Source organism: Devosia subaequoris (assembly GCF_014197055.1).
Lineage (GTDB): Bacteria > Pseudomonadota > Alphaproteobacteria > Rhizobiales > Devosiaceae > Devosia > Devosia subaequoris.
This window is the reverse complement of sequence record NZ_JACIEW010000004.1, coordinates 19,171-38,834: the sequence shown is the minus strand read 5'-3', so window position 1 is coordinate 38,834 and position 19,664 is coordinate 19,171. Positions and strand designations below refer to the sequence as shown.

At 61.2% G+C, this 19,664-nt stretch carries 14 protein-coding genes; 10 read left to right on the top strand and 4 right to left on the bottom strand.

The window, feature by feature from the left end:
* The first annotated feature begins 257 nt into the window (after positions 1-257).
* The 10 genes from GGR20_RS08850 to GGR20_RS08805 all read left to right on the top strand — a co-directional run bounded on the left by GGR20_RS08850 (position 258) and on the right by GGR20_RS08805 (position 12,667).
* A complete protein-coding gene (locus GGR20_RS08850; RefSeq protein WP_210283135.1) occupies positions 258-1,529 on the top strand; it encodes an MFS transporter in 1,272 nt (423 codons plus the stop codon).
* 96 nt (positions 1,530-1,625) lie between these two features.
* Positions 1,626-2,216, top strand: a complete 591-nt coding sequence (locus GGR20_RS08845; protein ID WP_276511910.1) for a cytochrome c oxidase assembly protein — start codon at positions 1,626-1,628, stop codon at positions 2,214-2,216.
* A complete protein-coding gene (locus GGR20_RS08840; protein ID WP_183310902.1) occupies positions 2,209-3,291 on the top strand; it encodes a c-type cytochrome in 1,083 nt (360 codons plus the stop codon). The genes GGR20_RS08845 and GGR20_RS08840 overlap by 8 nt, the downstream gene beginning before the upstream one ends.
* Entirely contained in the window at positions 3,288-4,277 is a 990-nt protein-coding gene (locus GGR20_RS08835; RefSeq protein WP_183310901.1) for a cytochrome c oxidase subunit II, read from the top strand. Before GGR20_RS08840 ends, GGR20_RS08835 begins: the two co-directional genes overlap by 4 nt.
* A gap of 2 nt (positions 4,278-4,279) precedes the next feature.
* Positions 4,280-5,344 (top strand): sodium:calcium antiporter, encoded by a 1,065-nt coding sequence (locus tag GGR20_RS08830; protein ID WP_183310900.1) that lies wholly within the window; start codon positions 4,280-4,282, stop codon positions 5,342-5,344.
* A 4-nt stretch (positions 5,345-5,348) separates the two neighbouring features.
* The gene (ctaD, locus tag GGR20_RS08825; RefSeq protein WP_183310899.1) at positions 5,349-7,883 is read left to right on the top strand and encodes a cytochrome c oxidase subunit I; all 2,535 of its coding nucleotides are present in this window, start codon (positions 5,349-5,351) and stop codon (positions 7,881-7,883) included.
* A 5-nt stretch (positions 7,884-7,888) separates the two neighbouring features.
* Complete coding sequence (locus tag GGR20_RS08820) at positions 7,889-8,260, top strand: hypothetical protein (protein WP_183310898.1); 372 nt, start codon at positions 7,889-7,891, stop codon at positions 8,258-8,260.
* Between the two features lie 224 nt (positions 8,261-8,484).
* Positions 8,485-9,510 carry a GGDEF domain-containing protein gene (locus GGR20_RS08815; protein ID WP_183310897.1) on the top strand — a complete coding sequence of 342 codons (1,026 nt, stop codon included), beginning with the start codon at positions 8,485-8,487 and terminating at the stop codon, positions 9,508-9,510.
* Positions 9,504-10,133, top strand: coding sequence for a hypothetical protein (locus GGR20_RS08810; RefSeq protein WP_183310896.1), 630 nt, complete (start codon positions 9,504-9,506; stop codon positions 10,131-10,133). The genes GGR20_RS08815 and GGR20_RS08810 overlap by 7 nt, the downstream gene beginning before the upstream one ends.
* Positions 10,130-12,667: a sensor domain-containing protein gene (locus tag GGR20_RS08805; RefSeq protein ID WP_183310895.1), complete on the top strand. Its 2,538-nt coding sequence runs from the start codon at positions 10,130-10,132 to the stop codon at positions 12,665-12,667. The genes GGR20_RS08810 and GGR20_RS08805 overlap by 4 nt, the downstream gene beginning before the upstream one ends.
* 143 nt (positions 12,668-12,810) lie before the next feature.
* On the opposite strand, the gene glgX is transcribed toward GGR20_RS08805, so the two are convergent.
* The 4 genes from glgX to GGR20_RS08785 all read right to left on the bottom strand — a co-directional run bounded on the left by glgX (position 12,811) and on the right by GGR20_RS08785 (position 19,138).
* Positions 12,811-14,868 (bottom strand): glycogen debranching protein GlgX, encoded by a 2,058-nt coding sequence (glgX, locus tag GGR20_RS08800; protein ID WP_183310894.1) that lies wholly within the window; start codon positions 14,866-14,868, stop codon positions 12,811-12,813.
* 87 nt (positions 14,869-14,955) lie between these two features.
* Positions 14,956-17,220: a malto-oligosyltrehalose synthase gene (treY, locus tag GGR20_RS08795; RefSeq protein ID WP_183310893.1), complete on the bottom strand. Its 2,265-nt coding sequence runs from the start codon at positions 17,218-17,220 to the stop codon at positions 14,956-14,958.
* On the bottom strand, positions 17,217-18,929 hold the full coding sequence (gene treZ / locus GGR20_RS08790; RefSeq protein ID WP_246349513.1) for a malto-oligosyltrehalose trehalohydrolase: 1,713 nt from the start codon (positions 18,927-18,929) through the stop codon (positions 17,217-17,219). The genes treY and treZ overlap by 4 nt, the downstream gene beginning before the upstream one ends.
* Positions 18,929-19,138 carry a DUF2934 domain-containing protein gene (locus GGR20_RS08785; protein ID WP_183310891.1) on the bottom strand — a complete coding sequence of 70 codons (210 nt, stop codon included), beginning with the start codon at positions 19,136-19,138 and terminating at the stop codon, positions 18,929-18,931. Before GGR20_RS08785 ends, treZ begins: the two co-directional genes overlap by 1 nt.
* Between the last annotated feature and the right edge of the window lie 526 nt (positions 19,139-19,664).

The window sequence follows — 19,664 nt, the reverse complement described above, 5'->3', positions numbered from 1 at the left end:
GCTCACATTGGGAATGGTGATGCAGCGCCCGGAAACCGATGAGTTCAGCAAGCGCCTAAATTGCGGCGAGCCCAGTGCTCTCAAGCGTCTCGACCACCGATCCGGCCGCCACTCTGTGCATTGTCGGCGCGCAAAGGAATCTGGGTAGCCCTAACAGTCGGTGCTAGGCTGTCCCGACCTGTCTCAGGCTGAACCCTCGGTCTTCTCTTTTCTGAATCTATCCGTTCATGCCGGCGCTTTGCCGTGAAAGTCGTATCGTGTCTGTTATTGCCTCGCCGAAGTCTCCGCCCCTGTCCGAGCTGACGGGCCGCCAGTGGCAATGGATTGCCGGTGGCGCCATGATGACCCTGGCGACAATGCCTGGGCAGACAAATTTCATTGCCCAGTTCAACACCGCGCTACGAACCGAGTTCGGGCTAACCCATGGTCAATTCGGCGGGTTCTACACATTCGCCACACTTGCCAGTGCCAGCGTACTGGTTTTTGGGGGGGTTCTGGCTGACAGGTTTCCCGCCCGGCGCCTCGCCATCATCTGCATGCTCGGCCTTGCTGCCACGGCCTTGATCATGGCAGGCGCGGGCCATGTCGCCATTCTGGTGCTGGCGCTGGCAATGTTGCGTTTCTTCGGCCAGGGCATGTTGAGCCACGTCGCCATGACCACCATGTCACGCTGGTTCAACCGCTTCCGTGGTCGGGCCCTCTCCTTTGCCGGATTGGGCTTTACCCTCGGCGACGCGGTTCTCCCTTTTGTCCTGACCGTTTCGATCCTCGCCTTCGGGTGGCGCAATGTCTGGGCCGGAGCGGCAGCGGTGCTGGTCGGGCTGGTCGTGCCGGCCATCTGGTTCCTGTTGCGCGATCCTGCCGAGGGCCGCAAAGGACGGCCCGTCGTCGCCAACCCCGACGGCGCAAGCATGCTGGAGCCGACCGGGCGGCAATGGACCCGGTCGCGCGTGCTGCGCGATCCCCTGTTCTATTTCCTGCTGCCCGGGATTATGGCGCCCCCGGCGATCGGGACGCTCTACATATTTCATCAGGCGCACCTGACTGAGGTGAAGGGCTGGGACCTGACGGTGTTCACCGCCATGTTCCCCTTTCTGTCACTGTCCGTGGCTGTCTCGTCGATCTTCGCCGGCTTCCTCGTTGACCGGTTCGGCGCCTGGCGGTTGATGCCCTTCGTGCTGCTGCCGCTGGCCGTCGCAAGCCTGATCCTGGGCACTTTGGCGCCAATATGGTCCATGCCAATCGCCTTTATCTGCATCGGCCTGACGCAGGGGATGACCAATCCGGTCGTCGGCGCATTGTGGGCCGAAATCTACGGCACGGCGCATATCGGTGCCGTACGCTCGCTGGTGACGGCGGCCCTGGTCGCGGCGTCCGCGCTCGGGCCGGGCATTGCCGGCTACCTGATTGACACAGGTGCCCCCATAACGGTCCAGACCTTCGGATACGCAGCCTATTGCATCCTCGGCTCGATACTCTATCTGGGCCTGCAGGCTGCCATGTCCCGCCGGGCAGCGACCATCTCCTGAGCCGCTGCCGGCCCGGTCGCAGGCGGCGCCGCGCCATGACCGGCCTGCCCGTCTGACGGGCGCATCGCTCGGGAACGCCCAGAGTTTTTCGCAACTTTGTGCCGGGTTCGGACTTTGTCCCTTCTGGGACAACAAAGTGCGGGCGCCATGGGCCATCTTTCATCGCATATGTTGACGCACCTGCTGGTGATGAACGCGCTCGTGCCGATCGCCGTTTACGCGCTCGCGCGACGCGGACTGGTACCGCGCATCTGGCGGATTTGGCCCTGGGCGACGACGGCGCAACTGGTGTTGCTATGGGGCTGGCACAGTCCGGCCGCGCTGACGGCTGCCATGCATGACGCGCCATTGATGCTGCTCATGCAGCTTAGCCTGGCGGCGGCGGCGGCGCTGTTCTGGATGAGCATTGCCAGCATGCCGGAGCGGGAAAGCTGGCGTGCCCCATTGGCCCTGCTCATCACCGGCAAGCTGTTCTGCCTGCTTGGCGCCTTGCTGGTCTTCGCGCCAAATCTGCTGTTCTCCGGCGCGCATAGGTTTGCTTCGCATGCAACCGGATCCCTGGCTGACCAGCATATGGCCGGAATGATCATGCTGGTCGCCTGCCCACTCAGCTATGTGACAGCCGGCATTGTTCTTGCGAGCCGATGGTTCTTCTCGCTGGAGGATCGCGGGAGGACCGGTGTCTAAGGAGAAAATTGTCAAGGTCCGGCAGTTGACGCGCTGGCAGCGCATCGGCGTGGCCAGTCTCTTCGTAATGGGCGCCCTCGTTCTTGCCGGCGGCGCGTTCATTCTCTCAGGAATCTACAATATCGGCGCCTCGCGCGATCATTGGTCCATCACCAATTTCATCATCACCATTCTGCGGGATCGCTCCGTCGCCGTGGCCTCCGGTGGGATCGAGGTGCCCGAACTGGATGATCCCGACCTCTACCAGCTGGGCGAGCAACATTTCCTGGGCACCTGCACCACCTGCCATGGCACACCGGGCGAGCCGCTCAACCCGCTCTATTCTCATATGCTGCCAAAGCCGCCCGACCTGACGGGTGCGTTTGAACATTATGATGCGCGCGAAGTGTTCTGGGTCGTCAATCACGGTCTCAAATATACCGGCATGCCGGCCTGGCCGGCGGCGCACCGGCCCGACGAGGTCTGGTCGGTTGTGTCCTATCTGCGGCGACTCAATAAGATCGGTCCGGAAAATGCTGCGATTGAGGACAGCGCCGCCGAACAGGCTCAAAATCTCAATACCTGCGCGCGCTGTCATGAGGCTGCCGGGCAACCGCCGGTCAGCGATCTGGTGCCGCGCCTGGATGGTCTGTCCGAAGCCTATCTCCGCCGTGCCCTTGAAGAGTATCGCGGCGGCCAGCGCGCCAGCGGCATCATGGCGCCGATCGCCTTCGACATGAGCGACGAAGAGATCGCCAGCAATGCGGCCAGCTATGCATCCCTGCCGCCTCCGGCCGGTCGCCAGAACAGCAATGCCAATATCGCACTGGGCAGACAGATCGCCCGGCAGGGCCTGCCCGAGCAGGATGTGCCGGCCTGCCAAAGCTGCCATGGCGTCAATCCGGCGGCATCCAGGCTGGAAGGCCAATCCGAGCGCTATATGGCCACCCAGCTCAAGCTCTGGCAGCACGCAGGCCATCGCGATGCCTCGGCTGAGGGGCGCCTGATGTCGGTTATCGGGCAGCGGCTCACCGAGGCGCAGGGCAAGGCGGTAAGTGCCTATTACGCGACCCAGAATGCGGAGGAGGCCCAATGAGCTTTCGCGCCAGCTTCGCGGGTCTGATCTGTCTGCCCCTGCTTGCCGGCTGTTCCGCCCAGCAGTCCGCCTTCAATCCCAGCGGCCACGACGCCGAACAGATCAACATCCTGTTCTGGGTGATGACACTGGGCGGTGCGGCGATCTTTGTGCTGGTCCTGGTTCTTGCCGCCATTGCCATAACTGGCTCGACGCGGGTGCGGCAACGTCTCGCCGGAGAGGGCCTGATCAATTGGCTGGGCATTGGATTTCCGGTGGTCGTGCTCACGGCCCTGCTGATCTATGGCTTCGTTCTGCTCCAGGCCGGCGCACAAGCTGAAGCCGGCAACACGGGCTTGCGCATTGCGGTCAGCGGCGAGCAGTGGTGGTGGCGGGTTACCTATCGGACGGCCGATGGGCGAGAGATTGAGGCAGCCAACGAGATTCATCTGCCGGTCGGCCAACCGGTTACCCTGGAGCTGACCACGGCCGATGTCATCCACAGCTTCTGGGCGCCCAGTATCGCTGGCAAACTCGACATGATCCCGGGCCGGACCAACCAGATGACCGTCACCGCGACCAGGCCCGGCATAACGCGCGGCCAATGCGCAGAATATTGCGGCGGGGCGCACGCCTTCATGGCCTTCCATGTGGTGGCCCAGACACCGGCGGCATTCGAGGCCTGGCTGGAGCGCGAAGCCGCTGACGCACAGCCACCACAAGGCGAAGGCCCGCGCCGGGGCCAGGAGCTGTTTCTGACCAGCGGTTGCGGCGGCTGTCATACGGTACGCGGAACCCCCGCCGATGGCACGATCGGGCCTGACCTGACCCATGTGGGCGGCCGCCACTCGCTCGCGGCGGCGACCCTGCCCAATTCGGCCGAGGCCTTCGCCGCGTTCATCGTCAACAATCAGCATATCAAGCCGGAGAACAGAATGCCGCCCTACGGCATCTTTTCGGAAGAGCAACTGGATGATCTGGCCAGCTATCTGGAGGGGCTGCGCTAGCCATGTTCGATTTCACCCAAACGCCCATCTGGATCAATATCGCGGTGTTTGTAGCGGCGGCGGTCGTGGTCTGGTTCGCGGGTGCGCGCATCACCGGCTATGCCAATGCCATCAGCAACAAGACCGGCATCGGGCAGGCCGCCATCGGCATGTTGCTGCTGGGTGGCGTAACCTCGCTTCCCGAAATCGGCGCCACCGTGACCGGTGCGGCCACGGGGGCCGCGCTTCTTGCCGTCAATAACCTTTTCGGTTCGATCGCCGCGCAGGTGGTCATCCTGGCCATCGTGGATATCGTTATCGGACGCCGAGCTTTGACGTCGGAATTGCCGGACCCCACCGTGATGCTGCAAGGCGGACTCAACATCCTGCTCATCACAATTGCAACAGCGGGCATTACCGTGGGGGACATTGCGTTCCTGGGTATTGGCCTTTGGGCCTGGGCCTCGATATTCGCCTACGCGTTCAGCATCTACATCCTGTCCAAGGCCGGAGGGGGCAGGCCTTGGCTGGCGGCCAGTCATGGTGATGTCGAAATTGGTCTCGAAGACCAGCACAAGCAGGCAAAGGAAAAGGCCGCCCAAGAGCATGCCGATATGTCTTTGGGGCAGATCATTGCCTGGACCGTTGGACTAGGGCTGGTCATCCTGGTGTCAGGATATCTGTTGGCGCGCACAGGCGATGCCTTGGCGGAACAGACCGGGCTGGGGGACAGCGCAGTAGGCTTTGTCTTTTTGGCCTTTGCCACCTCACTCCCTGAATTCAGCACGGCAATTACCGCAGCCAAGTCGGGGCTATACACCCTTGCAGTGTCGGACATCTTCGGCACCAATCTCATCAATATCGGCCTGATCTTCGTCATCGATGCGGTCGCACCCGGTGAGCCCGTGCTGGCTCAGGCCGGGACATTGGATGCCTTCGGCGCGCTCCTTGGTATCGCGGTGACAGTCCTGTTCGTGATCGGCATGGCCGAGAGACGCGACAAGACCGTGCTGCGCATGGGGCTGGATTCCCTGGCGGTGCTCTTCTGCTACGCCGCTGGCCTGGTCGTTCTGTTCTTCCTGAGGTGACGGCATGACGGATAAGCCCTTCGAACTCCCCAATCCCGATCCCCGCCCGGAAGGCGAGGTAGAGGAACTTAAACGCATATGGGCGACGCCAAAGGGATTTGGTCTGCTCACAGCGGTGAACAACACGGTGATCGGCACGCTCTATATCGGCGCGGCATTTCTGTTCTTCGTGCTCGCCGGTATTCTTGCATTGTTGATGCGCACCCAACTGGCTGTGGGTGACAACAGTTTTCTCAGTCAGGATCTGTACAACCAGATCTTTACCACCCACGGCACGACGATGATGTTTCTGTTCGCCGTGCCGGCGGTCGAAGCGCTCGGCGTCATGCTATTGCCCCAGATGCTGGCTGCGCGCGACCTGCCGTTTCCACGGCTGAGTGCCTTCGCCATCTGGGCTTACATCATTGGCGGGTTGGTGTTCTTCTCCACCGTGCTCTACGACATGGCGCCCAAGGGCGGCTGGTTCATGTATCCGCCCCTGACGCTGACCGAGTACCAGCCGGGCAACAATGCCGACTTCTGGCTGTTGGGCATCGGGTTCATCGAGATATCGGCGATTGCCGGGGCGATCGAGATCATCGTGGGTGCGTTGCGAACCCGGCCACCCGGCATGACCCTGGCCAAAATGCCCATTTTTGCCTGGGCCATGCTGATTTTTGCCGCGATGATCGTCTTTGCCTTCCCGGCGGTCATTCTGGCCACCATGCTGCTCGAGATCGAGCGCGCATTCGGGTGGCCCTTCTTCACGGCCGCGCTGGGTGGCGATGCATTGCTCTGGCAGCACCTGTTCTGGTTCTTCGGGCATCCGGAGGTCTACATCATCTTTCTGCCCGCTGCGGGCCTGGTCTCCATGATGATCCCGACCATGGCGCAGACGCCGCTGGTTGGTTACCGGCTGATCGTGGTCGCGCTGATCGCCACCGGCTTTTTCAGCTTCGGGCTCTGGGTGCATCATATGTTCACGACCGGCATTCCGGGATTGAGCCTGGCCTTCTTCTCGGCCGCCAGCATGGCGGTGGCCATTCCTTCGGGCATTCAGGTGTTCTCCTGGATCGCGACCATGGCCGCCGGACGCGAACGATTTCGGATCACCGTGCCGTCGCTGTTCATCCTGGGATTCTTGTTCATATTCGTGCTCGGTGGGCTGACAGGCGTGATGGTGGCGGTGGTCCCCTTCGATTTCCAGGCCCATGACAGCTATTTCATCGTCGCCCATTTTCACTATGTGCTGGTGGGTGGCATGGTGTTTCCGCTCTTTGCCACCTTTTATTACTGGGCACCCCTGGTGAGCAGCAGGATGCTCTCCGAACGGCTGGGGAAATGGGCGTTCTGGCTTATGTTCATCGGCTTCAACACCGCCTTTTTTCCAATGCACATCACCGGTCTTGCCGGTATGCCACGCCGAGTCTGGACTTATCCCTCTAACCTGGGTTGGGACGTTCTCAATTCGATTTCTACCGCCGGCGCCTTCATCATGGCGGCGGGCGTCGGTGTCTTCATCATCGACTTGGTCCGCAATTTCCGCTTCGGCGAGGGCGGTCCGGAAAACCCCTGGGGAGCAGGGACACTCGAATTCCTTCCCAATGACGTTTATTCAACCCGCTCTATTCCGCATGTCACCAGTCTCGAACCACTATGGGATCGTCCTGGCCTGTCGCGTGAGGTCGATGCCGGCCATCACTATTTGCCCAATGCCCCGACCGGTCGCCGCGAGACGCTTGTGACCTCGGCCGTCGAGGCCAAGCCGCAATATGTACTGCAAATGCCCGGGCCAAGCTGGACGCACCTCGTCGCTGCTGCCGGTACGGCGGGGTTCTTCCTTTTACTGACGATCAAGCAGGTGCCGTTCGCCATCGCCAGTGGGGTGTTGGCGATTGGCGCATGTCTGGTCTGGACCTGGGAACTGGATCGTCCCAGCCAGGGCGAGGTCGAGGTGGCCAAGGGGCTGCGCCTGCCCACCTATGTCACCGGTCCGCTCTCGCATAGCTGGTGGGCCATGGTGGTCCTGATGCTGGTCGCGGCCTCACTCTATGTGAGTTACTTTTTCTCATACCTCTATCTCTGGACGGTATCGCCCGATGTCTGGGCGCCGGCCGGGGCTCCGGCGCCACCGGGCCTGCTCTATCCCGGGCTGTCGGCCGCCATGCTGGTGCTGGGCGCTGGTTGCATGCTCTGGTGCGGGCGTATCCTGCCCGACACCGAAGGGCGGCACTGGGGGCGCATGGTACTGCTGATCATCGCCGCTGCGCTGATGGTCGGTGCCGTGGTGCTCGAAATCTGGGGGCATTGGCAGACCGGCCTGCAACCCACAGATTCATCTTATGGCGCCATGGTCTATATGGCCTCGGTTCTTCAAAGTCAGATCGCTTTCGTCGTTGCCATCATGTGCCTGTTCGCAGCGGCGCGGCTGTTCACCCGGCAATTGACCGCGCAACGGCGCGTGACCTTCGATAACGCGGCCTTGCTCTATTACTATGCCGTGGGGCAGGGGCTATTCGGCCTCCTCCTGATCCACGGTTTTCCCCGTCAGCTGGGATGAGCGCCATGGACGACAGAAATTCCGCAAGGCAGATGATCGGTACGTTTGTGTTTCTGCTCGTCGGCCCAATTGCATGGGCGTTGAACCTGACATTGATCTATGGCGCACAGTCTTCGCTCTGTGCCTTCGGGGCGCTGTCCCCCACAGCCATCCGAATACTGGTCGGCATCATCTGTCTTGGTTTGGCGGGCTGCGTATTGGGAGCGATGGCGCGCCCCGTGGCTGTGTTCCAGCGCATCACCGGTGCATCGGCGCCGGAAGATCAATGGCCGTTTATCCGCGGCACGATGCGGCTGTTGGCAGGGCTGTCCGTTTTGGGGATGCTGTATTTTGCCCTGGCAAGCCTGTTTGTTCCGGGCTGCGATGTGCTGCGCTGATGGTGGTGGCAAGTGACGAAGTTGCCCTTCGGTTCGACCAGCAACCTGTTCGCGCATAGGCCGCCTAGCCTGGTCAAACGTCACAACCGGGCATCACATTCGCGGTGTTAACCTTCTGGTAACCATGGTGGCGGCCGTGATCGGCTGGCTCGCGAAAGCTTCTTGCCATTAATCGCTCTATAAGTTCGGGCGTGGAATTTGTTCTCTCAAGGGAGGACAACGCTTTGAAAAGGTTGCCAATCAATCAGTTGGAAAATTCTGGGGCGAGTGCGTCGGTGGACCTCGATGCGTCCGGTTGGGACGATTTCACTCTCGACCAGGGCGGGGCGGCCGAAGCCCATCTGACTCAGGCGGCCCTGTCCGGGACGCGCGAGCTGATGGGAGTGGCGCTCGATGTCCTGCCCTTTGCCCTGCTGTTTCATTCGGTTCAGGGGGTGCTGTTCAGCAATGGGGTGGCCAACCAACTCCTTTCGAGTGCGCCCGGTGGCCTCATCGGCCAGCACCTGCTCGATTTCGTCGATGCGCAGGATAGCGCCACGGTTTCTGAGGCGCTCAACCAAGCGCTCGCGCGGCATGGCCAGAAAACCTCGGCCGAGGCTTTGCTCCGCATGGGAGAGACCGAGCGGCTCTGTCGGCTGACCATTATCCGGCTGCCCTGGCCCGGCACGCCGCTCGCCCAGGTCGTGCTCCATGACATCACGGATCAGAAGCGCGCAGAGGCGTCGCTGCGGCAGCTGACCATCGTTGATGAGCTGACCGGCGCCTATAACCGCCGCCATGCCTTTTACGAGGGCTCGCTGCACGCTGGCGCCTTCCTCGAAAACGGCTCGCCATTTGCGCTGGCAGCTCTGGACGTCGACCATTTCAAGGCCATCAACGACCTGTACGGCCATGCCGGCGGCGACCTTGCCCTCAAGCGCCTGGCCGCGACCTGCAATGGCTTTATCCCGACCCTGCGCAAATCGGATTCTGCGATGTTCGCGCGGATCGGAGGCGAGGAGTTCGTGCTGCTCATGCCGGGGATGACGGAAAGCTGCGCCCTGGCTGAATGCGACAGGCTCCGCCGGCAGATCGCACAGCTCGTGGTGCGCCACGGCGAACAGCACTTCCGGATGACCATCTCGATCGGCGTGGCGGCGATGACAAAGTCCGATACCTGCTTCGAGGATCTGCTGGCTCGGGCAGATGCCGGTCTATATCGGGCCAAGCATGAAGGTCGCAATCGCGTGGTCGGAGGGCTGCCATGCTAGAGTACTGTACTGCCCAACTGATTACCCGCGATCCGGCAGAAGCCCGCCAGCTCTATCGCATTGCCCAGCTGGCCGGCTTTTCAAGGATCGAGGAGGTTTCGTCCCGGCGCGCGTTCGATGCCGCCGACAAGCCCAACCGCATCAACTTCTTTCTCGCCCATGAAGGCGTTGGCGCCGGTCCACTCGGGGCGATCCTGCGGGCCGTGCGGACGCGCGAAGAGATCGATGTGCGGTTCGCGCCGGTCATCCTTTTTGCCAACGACATGGAGTTCGAGTCCTATCTGGGCTTCATCCGCATGGGCTTCGACGATGTTGTCACGCTGCCGGACAAGCTCACCATGATCAAATCCCGGCTCTGCAACCAGCTGAGCTGGCAGCAGGTCTATTACGAGACCAAGGACTATTTTGGTCCCGATCGACGCCGCATGGAACTCGGGCCGCCGCTGGGCGTAGAGCGCTCGGCCGTGCCCCATTCCCATGTCAGGCACGAGTTCATCCGCAATCCCAAGACCGGTGTCCGCATCGAGCGCAGCATCATCAAGCTGCCGGTGGACCGCGAAAAATCGTCCCGCGACCGCCGCCATGGCGAGCACGGACATTGGGAGAGGAAGGCCGTATCATGAGCTCGGCCATGTCCATTGGTGGTACCCCGCTCGAGTTTGACCAGGACGTAGCCACCCTTGCCCGCCTGCTCGACCAGGCGCCCCTGCCCAGCTACATCCTCGACCTGCAAGGAACAGTGCTTTTTGCAAATCAGCCCGGCGACGCGCTGCTCGGTTATGGCGATCAAGGTTGCCTGGGCCTTAACCTCGAGAGCGTGGTCTATCCACCCGACCTTGACGAGGCCCGCTGGCTCGCCGAAGGCCTGCTCGAGGGTCGGCGCCCCGCCTACCGGGCTGAGCATCGTCTGGTCGACGCCAATGGCCGGTGCTTCTGGGCTGCCATCTCGCTTTCCCTTCTCAACGATCGCGCGGGAGCGCCGAAATATCTCTGGCTGCAGACCGCCGATATTGACGAACAGAGGACGGCAGCGCTCGAGCTCGCCGACGCCGAAAAACGGTGGAGTTTTGCGCTTGAAAGCGCCGGCCAGGGGGTCTGGGAATCTGATCTTCGGGCCGGGCGGGTCTATTACTCGCCCACCTGGAAACGGCTGCGCGGCTATGAGCCCGATGAAGAGGTCGACGGCTCGCGCGAGGCCTGGCTCAAGCGCGTCCATCCGCTTGATCTTGAGCGGGTTAAAATTCACATCCTTAAGGCCGACCAATTGCCGCGCAACGTCTTTGAGTATCGCGAGCGGCATCGCAACGGTCATTATATCTGGATCCAGAGCCGGGGTGCGCCGGTTGAGTTCGATACCAACGGTCGGCCAATCCGGTTCATCGGGACTGATACCGATGTGACCGAGCTCAAGCGTTCCGAAGCCCTAAGCCAGAGCCTGGCCAAGCGGCTCGAGCTGGCTCTCACTGTTTCGCACATTGGCGTCTTCGAATATGACGTCACCACGGGCGGGCTGGAATACGATCAGCGGCTGCGCGAGATTTACGGTTATAGCCCTGCGCGCGCGCTCTCCAGCGCCGACTTCGAGCGTGCAGTCCACCCCGAGGACCTTGCCGGGGTGCTTGCGGCAAATGCTGAGCTTCTGAGGCGAAAGGGAGAGCACTCCTCGAGCTTCCGAATCCTCCGCTCCGATGGGGAGATCCGGACGCTGACCTCTCATGTCACCTATAGCGAGGACGAGGAAGGGCGCCCCAGAATCATCGGGACCAGCTGGGACATAACCGATGACGTCCGCATGCATGAGGACCTGCTAGCCGCCAACCGTCTGGCCGAAGCGCGCAATGCCGAGCTGCAGATCGCCAAGGACCAGATCGAAAAGCAGGCCCTAACCGACCCGCTGACCGAGCTTCCCAACCGCCGATTCCTGGAAAAGATTCTCGGGGATCTCGAACGGGACAGGCAGTTCCAAACCTCCATCCTTCACCTCGACCTCGACAACTTCAAGGAAATCAACGACAGCGCGGGCCACCTGGCCGGCGATGCTGTGCTCCGGCATGCTGCTGGGATCGTCTCGAGCCAGGTCAGCTCGGCCCAGTTCGTTGCGCGCAGCGGCGGCGACGAGTTCGTTATCGTCTGTCCCGGAAAGTGCACCATTGAGGACCTGCAACAGCTCGCCCAGAACATCCTTGATGCCCTGTCCCAGCCGTTCAACTTCCAAGGACAGCCGTTCAGGCTCGGCGCCAGCATCGGCATTGCCTGCCAGAACCGGGGCGAGTTGAAACTGAACAGGCTGCTCGGCGACTCCGACGCCGCTCTCTACCGCGCCAAAGCGGCAGGAGGCGGGCGATACGAGGTCTTCACCGCAGAGCTGCGCACCGAGCTCGAGGTTGCACGGCGCACGGCCGAAGAGGTGCTGGACGCTATTGAACACCGCCGGTTCGTGCCCTTCTACCAGCCAATCATTGATGCCAGGACCCAAGAGGTGGTGAGCCTTGAAGCGCTGGCTCGCTGGCATCATTCCGAGCAGGGCATGCTGCCGCCGGCGCGCTTCATGAAGGCCGCCGAGGACCGCCAGGTCCTCAGCATCATCGACGGCATGATCCTTGAGCAGGCGGTCGCCGACATGAGGTCTTGGCGCGAGCAGGGGGTTCCCATCCCTTCTGTGTCGGTCAATGTCTCATTCAACCGCCTGGCCGACGAGCATTTGCTCTGCGCACTCAAAAAACTCGATTTCGAGCCGGGGACGCTGAGTTTCGAACTCCTCGAATCCATCTTCCTTGACGACGAGAAAGACGACTTTAGCGCCAATATCGAGGGAATTCGCAAAATGGGTATCGGTATTGATATCGACGATTTTGGCACCGGCCACACCTCGTTCCTCAGCCTTTTCCGCCTCAATCCGCGGCGCTTCAAGATCGATCGTCAGTTGGTGCAGCCAATCATTGAGAGCCAGGAAAAGCGGGCTGTTGTCAGCTCTATCATTGGCATGGGCAAGACGCTCGGCCTCAAGGTGGTGGCCGAGGGCGTCGAAACCCAGACCCACGCCAATCTCCTGCGTCGCCTTGGCTGCGACTACCTCCAGGGCTACGCCTTCGCCCGACCTTTGCCAGCCGGAGAACTCCTCCCCTGGATGCGCGAGTGGGACAACAATCGAAGGTGAACTGAACCGGACGGCAGAAGGCTCCCACTCTCAAGCAAAAACCGTTTCTGCGCGTCAGTGACCGCTCGGTATCTAGGCTCCTAGGGGCTACCCCCGTACCAAGTGGCCAGTGCACGCAGGTATGTACTTCTGCGCCAAGGTGCTCAAAGCCCGTAAACCTGGACCGCTTGCCATGGTACATTGACTGATCCAGATGGGGCCGTCGCCTCCGAAGTGTGTGCCGTGGTATCAAGACGCAGCGTCCATGATCCCTCTGGCAACTGGAATTGGCAGTCATTGCCGGCGTTGAGCACGATGAGCAGTTCCGGGTCGAGAGCGGAGACGATCCTTAGGCCGAAGCATCGCAATTCCGCATCCTCCCAGTCGGCGTCTTCCATGGCTCTGCCCTCTGGGTGAAGCCATTCGAGAACCGGATTGTCGTCTGAGCCCTCATTCTGCGCAACGCCGAACCGGGCGCGCGAAAGGCCGGTGTCCCTGCGCAGCGTACTCAGCGCCGAAACAATCTCGACCAGTTCAGGCCGCATCTTGCTCCAGTCGAGCCAGCTGATCTCATTGTCCTGGCAATAGGCGTTGTTGTTCCCACCCTGACTGTTGCCGAATTCATCTCCTGCGAGGATCATCGGCACACCCTGACTGAGCAGAACAGTAGCCAGCATGGCTTTGGCCCGGCGCAGCCTGGCTTGCAGGATGGCTTCGTCCTCGGTCTCGCCCTCTGCGCCCATATTGTCCGACAGGTTGTGGTTGTGACCGTCATTATTGTCTTCGCCGTTGGCCTCGTTGTGCTTCTCGTTGAAACTCAGGGTGTCCCAGAGCGTGTAGCCATCGTGGGCGGCAACGAAATTTATGCTCGATGTGGCCGGGCGGTGGCTGTGATTAAACTGGACGGGCGAACCTGACAGGCGTTCGGACATTGCCGCGATCCGGCCCGGATCCTTACGCCAGAATGCCCGCGTATCGTCGCGGAACTTGTCGTTCCATTCCCGGAACGGCCAACGATAGCCGCCGACCTGGTAGCCCCCGTCACCAATGTCCCAAGGCTCGGCAATCAGCTTGACGCCGGCCAGCACCGGATCCTGTCGCAAGGCGTTAAAGAATGAGCCATCCCGCTCGAAGCCTTCCGATTCCCGGCCCAGGGTTGAAGCAAGGTCGAAGCGGAACCCGTCGACATGCATGGCCTGCACCCAATAGCGCAGGCTGTCGAGCACCATGCGCAGAACCATGGGGTGGGCGACATTGAGTGTGTTGCCGGTACCGGTCGTGTCAAAACTGTGCCGAGGGTTTTCGGGCGATAGTAGATAGTAGCTGGCGTTGTCGATACCGCGGAAGGAGAGGGTCGAGCCCAGTTCGTTGCCTTCACAGGTATGGTTGAACACCACGTCGAGGATAACCTCGATGCCGGCGGCATGAAATTTGCGGATGGCTTGCTTCACTTCGCGGATCTGACCAGTGTGCAGATAGCGCGCATGCGGAGCGAAGAAAGAAAGCGTCGAATAACCCCAATAGTTCGAGAGCCCCTTTTCAACCAGGTAGCGGTCATTGGCAAAGGCATGCACCGGAAGAAGCTCGATGGTCGTCGCGCCGATCTTGTGCAGGTGGTCGATGATGGGATCGCTCGCCAGACCCTGAAAGGTGCCGCGCAGATTTTGCGGGATGTCGGGATGCAGCATGGTGAGGCCACGCACATGGCCCTCGTAGATCACAGTGTCCTGCCATCGGGTGCGCAGGGCCCGGTCGGTGTCCCAGTCAAATGCCGGATCGGCAACAACGCCCTTGGGCATGAATGGCGCACTGTCGCGCTCGTCAAAGCTGAGGTCGTCTTCGCCGATTGTATAGCCGTGTAGAGCGTCATCCCAGACGATCTCGCCCTTGAGTTCGCGGGCATAGGGATCGAGCAGAAGCTTGTTGGGATTGAAGCGGTGGCCCTCTTCGGGGGCATAGGGACCATGGACACGGTATCCGTAGACCTGGCCCGGCATGACGCCAGGGAGATATCCGAACCAGATGCCGCCTTCCATAGCCGGAAGGTCCAGTCGGTGTATTTCCTTGGTTCCCGATTGGTCGAACAGACAGAGCTCGACCCGCTGAGCGTGCTCGGAGAACAGGGCGAAATTGGTGCCCTCGCCCATGAATTCAGCGCCCAGGATATCAGGCCTGCCGGCTTGATGATCAAAGGTCGGCTTGGTGTTTGGCGCTTTACGCATCGGAATGGATCCTGGGGTGGGGCGGGTTTGGTCCGCTGAGAGTTGCTTGTGAACGTGGATGACGCCACGCCAGTTCCGGCAAATCGGCTATGCGGTGGACAATGCAGGGTCCCATCCGACAAAGATCACCTGCCCGTTGATTTGCATGTGCCAGACCGGTTCGATACCGGCGGGGAGGCTGGCTGCATAACCGGCAACCAAAGCCCGCTGCCCGTCGCTCCGGCTTAGCAAGACGCCTTTTGGGTTAAGAACAATGTTGCTCGCCGCTCGCTCGAGGAATTGGCGTTCCGTGTGGCGCAAGCCTAGCAGTTCACGGGTCAGGCTCATCTTGGCCGTGGCAACCGGGCTGCTGGCGGCGCCGACCGCTAGGCTTCCCCAGTCCACAGGTCGACGGTTGTCCGGATCGGTGAGCGCAAGGAAGACTGTTTCGCTGCCGCGATAAAAATCGGGAAAGCCCGGCAGGAGGGACTTGAGGGCAAGCTGGGCGAGAATCAGCGTGTCAGCGCTCGCCACCAATTTCTCAAGTTCAGCGGGCCCAGCCTCGCGCCACAGCACCAATACGGCATGGGCGAAAGCGATGGCCTTGTTTTCTGCGTCATCGTTGGGTCTGGTCCAGAAGCTGGCTTGCTTGGCTTCGCGCATTGCTTTTCGCGTGTGATCACCCAGACGCTCTTCGAGATGCGCGTCGCCCAAGTCCCAAACGGCCAGGCAGGTCTGGACAATGTACCAGCGCCAGGCCGGAGCGACATCCGCAGCCTCGGGCAACTCGCAGGCCCGGAGATAGAGGGCCCTGAACGCTTCGGGCTGATGGCTGATCGCCACCATGCGCATGCGGGAGTCTTCGGACCGCTTGGTGTCATGCGTCGAAGTTAAGTTCATGTCCCAGGGCGTTCGACCTGACAGGAACCGGTCGGCCTCTCGTCGATCCACGGTCGGCTCGGCAGGTTCTGCACCAACTTCATTGGCAGCCAGATAGCGCGACCACCGGAACCCGGCGGTATCTTCCTGCGCCTTGGCGAGGAGAGCGCCGGACACCTGCTGGAAACGCAGGGCAAAGGTCCGCGCGGGCGCAGTATCCAGAGACAGCAAGAGCGAGGCCACGGCTTTGACGCCAATCTCCGAACGCAGGCCTTTTGCAGCCATTTCGCTCATTCGGCCGACAATCGCGCGGTCAGTCTCGTTGATGCCGTCGCTGTCGATATAGGTGCGATACCGAGGCACTGCCGCGAGCAGGGCCATGACCGCTTCGCGCAGGGTCTCCGGACCCGGTTCTGCGAGCGGCGAGTTCTGGAGCGCATCGGCAGCCAGAGCGACCAATTGGTGCAATTCGGCCGCGAGTTCGAACTCGAGTATGTCTTTTTTCGCCTGGGTCAGAGCCTGTGAGAAAGTGTTCGGCTCTTGGACCAGATCGCGCCAAACTTGATCGAGCTGTTCCATGCCGTTGCGATGGGTGAGGGCGCGCGCCAGCAGGCGGGCAGATTCGTAACCCGTCGTGCCCACTGTTTTCCAGTTTTTGGGCAGGCTTTCGTCGCCAACAAGGATTTTCTCGACCCAGATGGGCGTGCCGGGAAGCGCTTGTGATAGTCGTTCGAGATAGGCGGCCGGGTCGGCCAGTCCATCGATGTGGTCCACGCGCAAGCCATTAACCAACCCGGCCCTGACCAGATCCAGGGTCAGCGCATGAGTGTCATCGAAGACCTCCGGGTCCTCGACCCGCATGCCGATCAGGCTGGTGACGTTGAAGAAGCGACGGTGGGTGATAGAGTCTCGCTCGGCTTCCCAATGCTTCAGGCGCCAATGCTGCTGCTCGTGCAGTTTCCGCAAGGCGTCGATGTCCGTCACGTCTTCGCATGCCGCGTCCGCAAGAGGGACCTGCGTTCCATCGAAAGTGAAATGGCCGCCGTTTACGCTGAAGCGACCTGCAGCCAGCATGTGCTCGAAAGGCTCGGGCAGAATAGGCAGAACAAGGGGCCCCGCATTCCAATCAATATCGAAATGGCTGGCATAGGCGCTGTTCCTTCCGTCCCTTAGCACCTCCTGCAGCCAGGGGTTCTCCAGGGTGAAAGCGGTGTGGTTCGGGACAATGTCGAGAACTATCCCCAGTCCGGCCCGCCTTGCGGCCGCCACAAGCTGTTCAAATGCCGCCCGCCCGCCCAATGCCGGATCGATCTGATTGGGATTGATGACGTCGTAGCCATGGGTGGAGCCGCTTGATGCTGTAAAGATCGGCGAGAGGTAAAGATGGGACATGCCCAACCCGGCGATGTAATCGAGGTGCCGGGCAAGATTGTCGAAATCGACGCCCTCCCGCAGCTGTATCCGATATGTGGCGGTCGGGGCCGAGTGCATCATGTCAGTTTGCTCCAGACGGCCAGGGCGTAGGGGTCGCGGCGAAGATCGAAGAGGGCGAAGTCAGGCGCACGTGCCCTTGATTTGTGCCGGCCCACGCCGCCAAAATTGAGATCGATGATCAACTCGCCCGCCCTGAATTGCCAGTGTGCAGTCAAGGCCTTTTCGCTGACGACATGAGCTGCACTGTGCTCGCGCGAGGTCGCTGTCAGCGGAAAAATGCAGGCCCTCCGAAATGCGAGGAGCTGGTGAGTCAGCCGCAGCCAGTCATCTGCAGCCGGAGATGAGGACCAGTCCAGCCGGGAGCGTCGGAGGGTTGCCGGATCGATTGGGTCGGGCACCGACTCGCCAAGCGCGGCGATGCCAGCAAATTCCTCGGCCCGGCCTTGGCGCACCACGTCAGCCAGATCGCCGTCGTAGTCCGCAAAGAACTGGAATGGAGACACCGCACCGCGTTCCTCACCCATGAATATCATGGGCGTATAGGGGGCAGTGAGCAGCAGGGCATACGCCGTCTTTACCGCGTTTTCATCGGCCAGCGTCAGAAGCCGTTCGCCCTGGGCGCGGTTGCCGACCTGATCATGGGTCTGGATGGCATTGATGAAGCTGGTGACCGGCAAGTAGCCGCAGTCCGAACCGCGCGGTGCGTCGAGCCCCTCCCGTTGCTGACCTTCCTCGATATGCCCGCGCTCCAACGCCCGAGTCAGGTCTGCAATCGGGTCGTGTGCAAAGGAGACATAGTAATCCTGGCTTTCGCCCGTCAGGCTTGTATGCACCGCATGGTGGAAATCATCGTTCCAACTGGCGGCGTAAAGCCCGGACTCGCGCAGAGTGGGCTCGTTGCGCTCATCCTCGACGATGAGGTGAAGCGGCCTGCCCAGGTCTTGTTCTCGGACAGCTTCGCCCAGTTCCATCAGAAACTCAGATGCGCCTTCACCCTGGATCTGATGCACGGCATCAAGTCGCAGCCCATCGAGCCGGTACTCCTTGAGCCACATTAGGGCGCAGTCGATCCAGAACTGGCGAACCGCTCTTTGCGAAAAGTCGATGGCAGCACCCCACGGTGTGTGCCGGTCCGGGTTGAAGAACTCAGGTGCGATTGTGTGGAGATAGGCTCCGTCTGGGCCGAAATGGTTCATGACCACGTCAAGAATGACGCATAGCCCATGGCGTTGCGCAGTGTTGACGAGATGCTTCAGATCGTTGGGCGTGCCATAGGACGGATGTGGCGCATATGGCAGTACTCCGTCATAGCCCCAGCCTCGTGACCCGGAAAACTGGCTGATCGGCATGATTTCGATTGCAGTGAAACCGAGCTTTGCCAATTCCTCCATTTTCTCAGCCGCAGCGCGGAACGTTCCTGCCGGGGTAAAGGTGCCTATGTGAAGCTCATACAGGACGTATTCATTAAAAGGACGCCCTTTCCAGGACGGCGCCCATTCGAAATCCACATCCGAAACCAGGCGTGAAGGCCCATGGACGTCCGAGACCTGCAAGCGGCTGGCCGGATCCGGATAGCGTATGTCATCAACGATGAAGCTGTAGTCCTCACCCTCTTCCGCTATGAACGTCGCCTCCCAGAAACCGTTGTCTCCTTGATGCAGGCGAATAGGCTGCTCGCTCCCAATGGAAATGGACACCGCGCTTGCGGAAGGCGCCCATAATCGCGCCTGCCATTGCCCGCCTATCCGCTGGACACCCCAATGCGCCATCAGGAACGGCCTTCCGGCAATGCGTCAGCTTGCTTTTCAAGCATGCCGTCAATGTGCATTTCGCGCAGGCAAAGGTCTAGGGCTTCGACCCTGTGCCGTTGTTCCTGGCCATCGGGTCTGCCAGCGTGTTCCCAAGGAAAGTACGCGGTTTCACGTACCCGATGTTCGACAAGGGGATCGACCCAGGGGTCAGTTGCGGCCTTCTGCATCAGCACTCTCCAAACGCATATCGGTAATGCAGAAGAGCGCGTTTCGCTCCATTGTCCGACAGAAGTCGCGCTCGTTTTGTGCGTTTGCGCTCGACGTCGCCAAATCCGGTCCGTCTGGCTACGGTCTCAAGCACTGCATCAAGGCCCGCTTTTCCGTTCGAATAACTATCAACAATGGCGCGTTTGTTTTCGATTGACACGCATTTGGCTTTCGCTCTAGCGTTTAGTGGTCCCTAAAGATCGGGTATCCGGCGGTGGGACGGGAGGATGCACAGATTGGCTATCCAGGTTTTCGACTTGGCCGGAGCTGGGGCGGGTGCTGGTTGCGCGCCCGCCGGCGAAAGGCTGCGGCCAGAGGCGGGCTGGCCTCGGGCCGAATGCGCTAGCGTTGGGCATCGGGCTCGCGCTCGCCGGCTGCGCAGACACCTGAAAATTTATTGGCGTCCCCATGAACCAAGCTTGCTTGATGGTGCTATGGTGCCGCGCGATAGCAAAGCCACGACTGCCAATCTGAAGCTGCATGCCG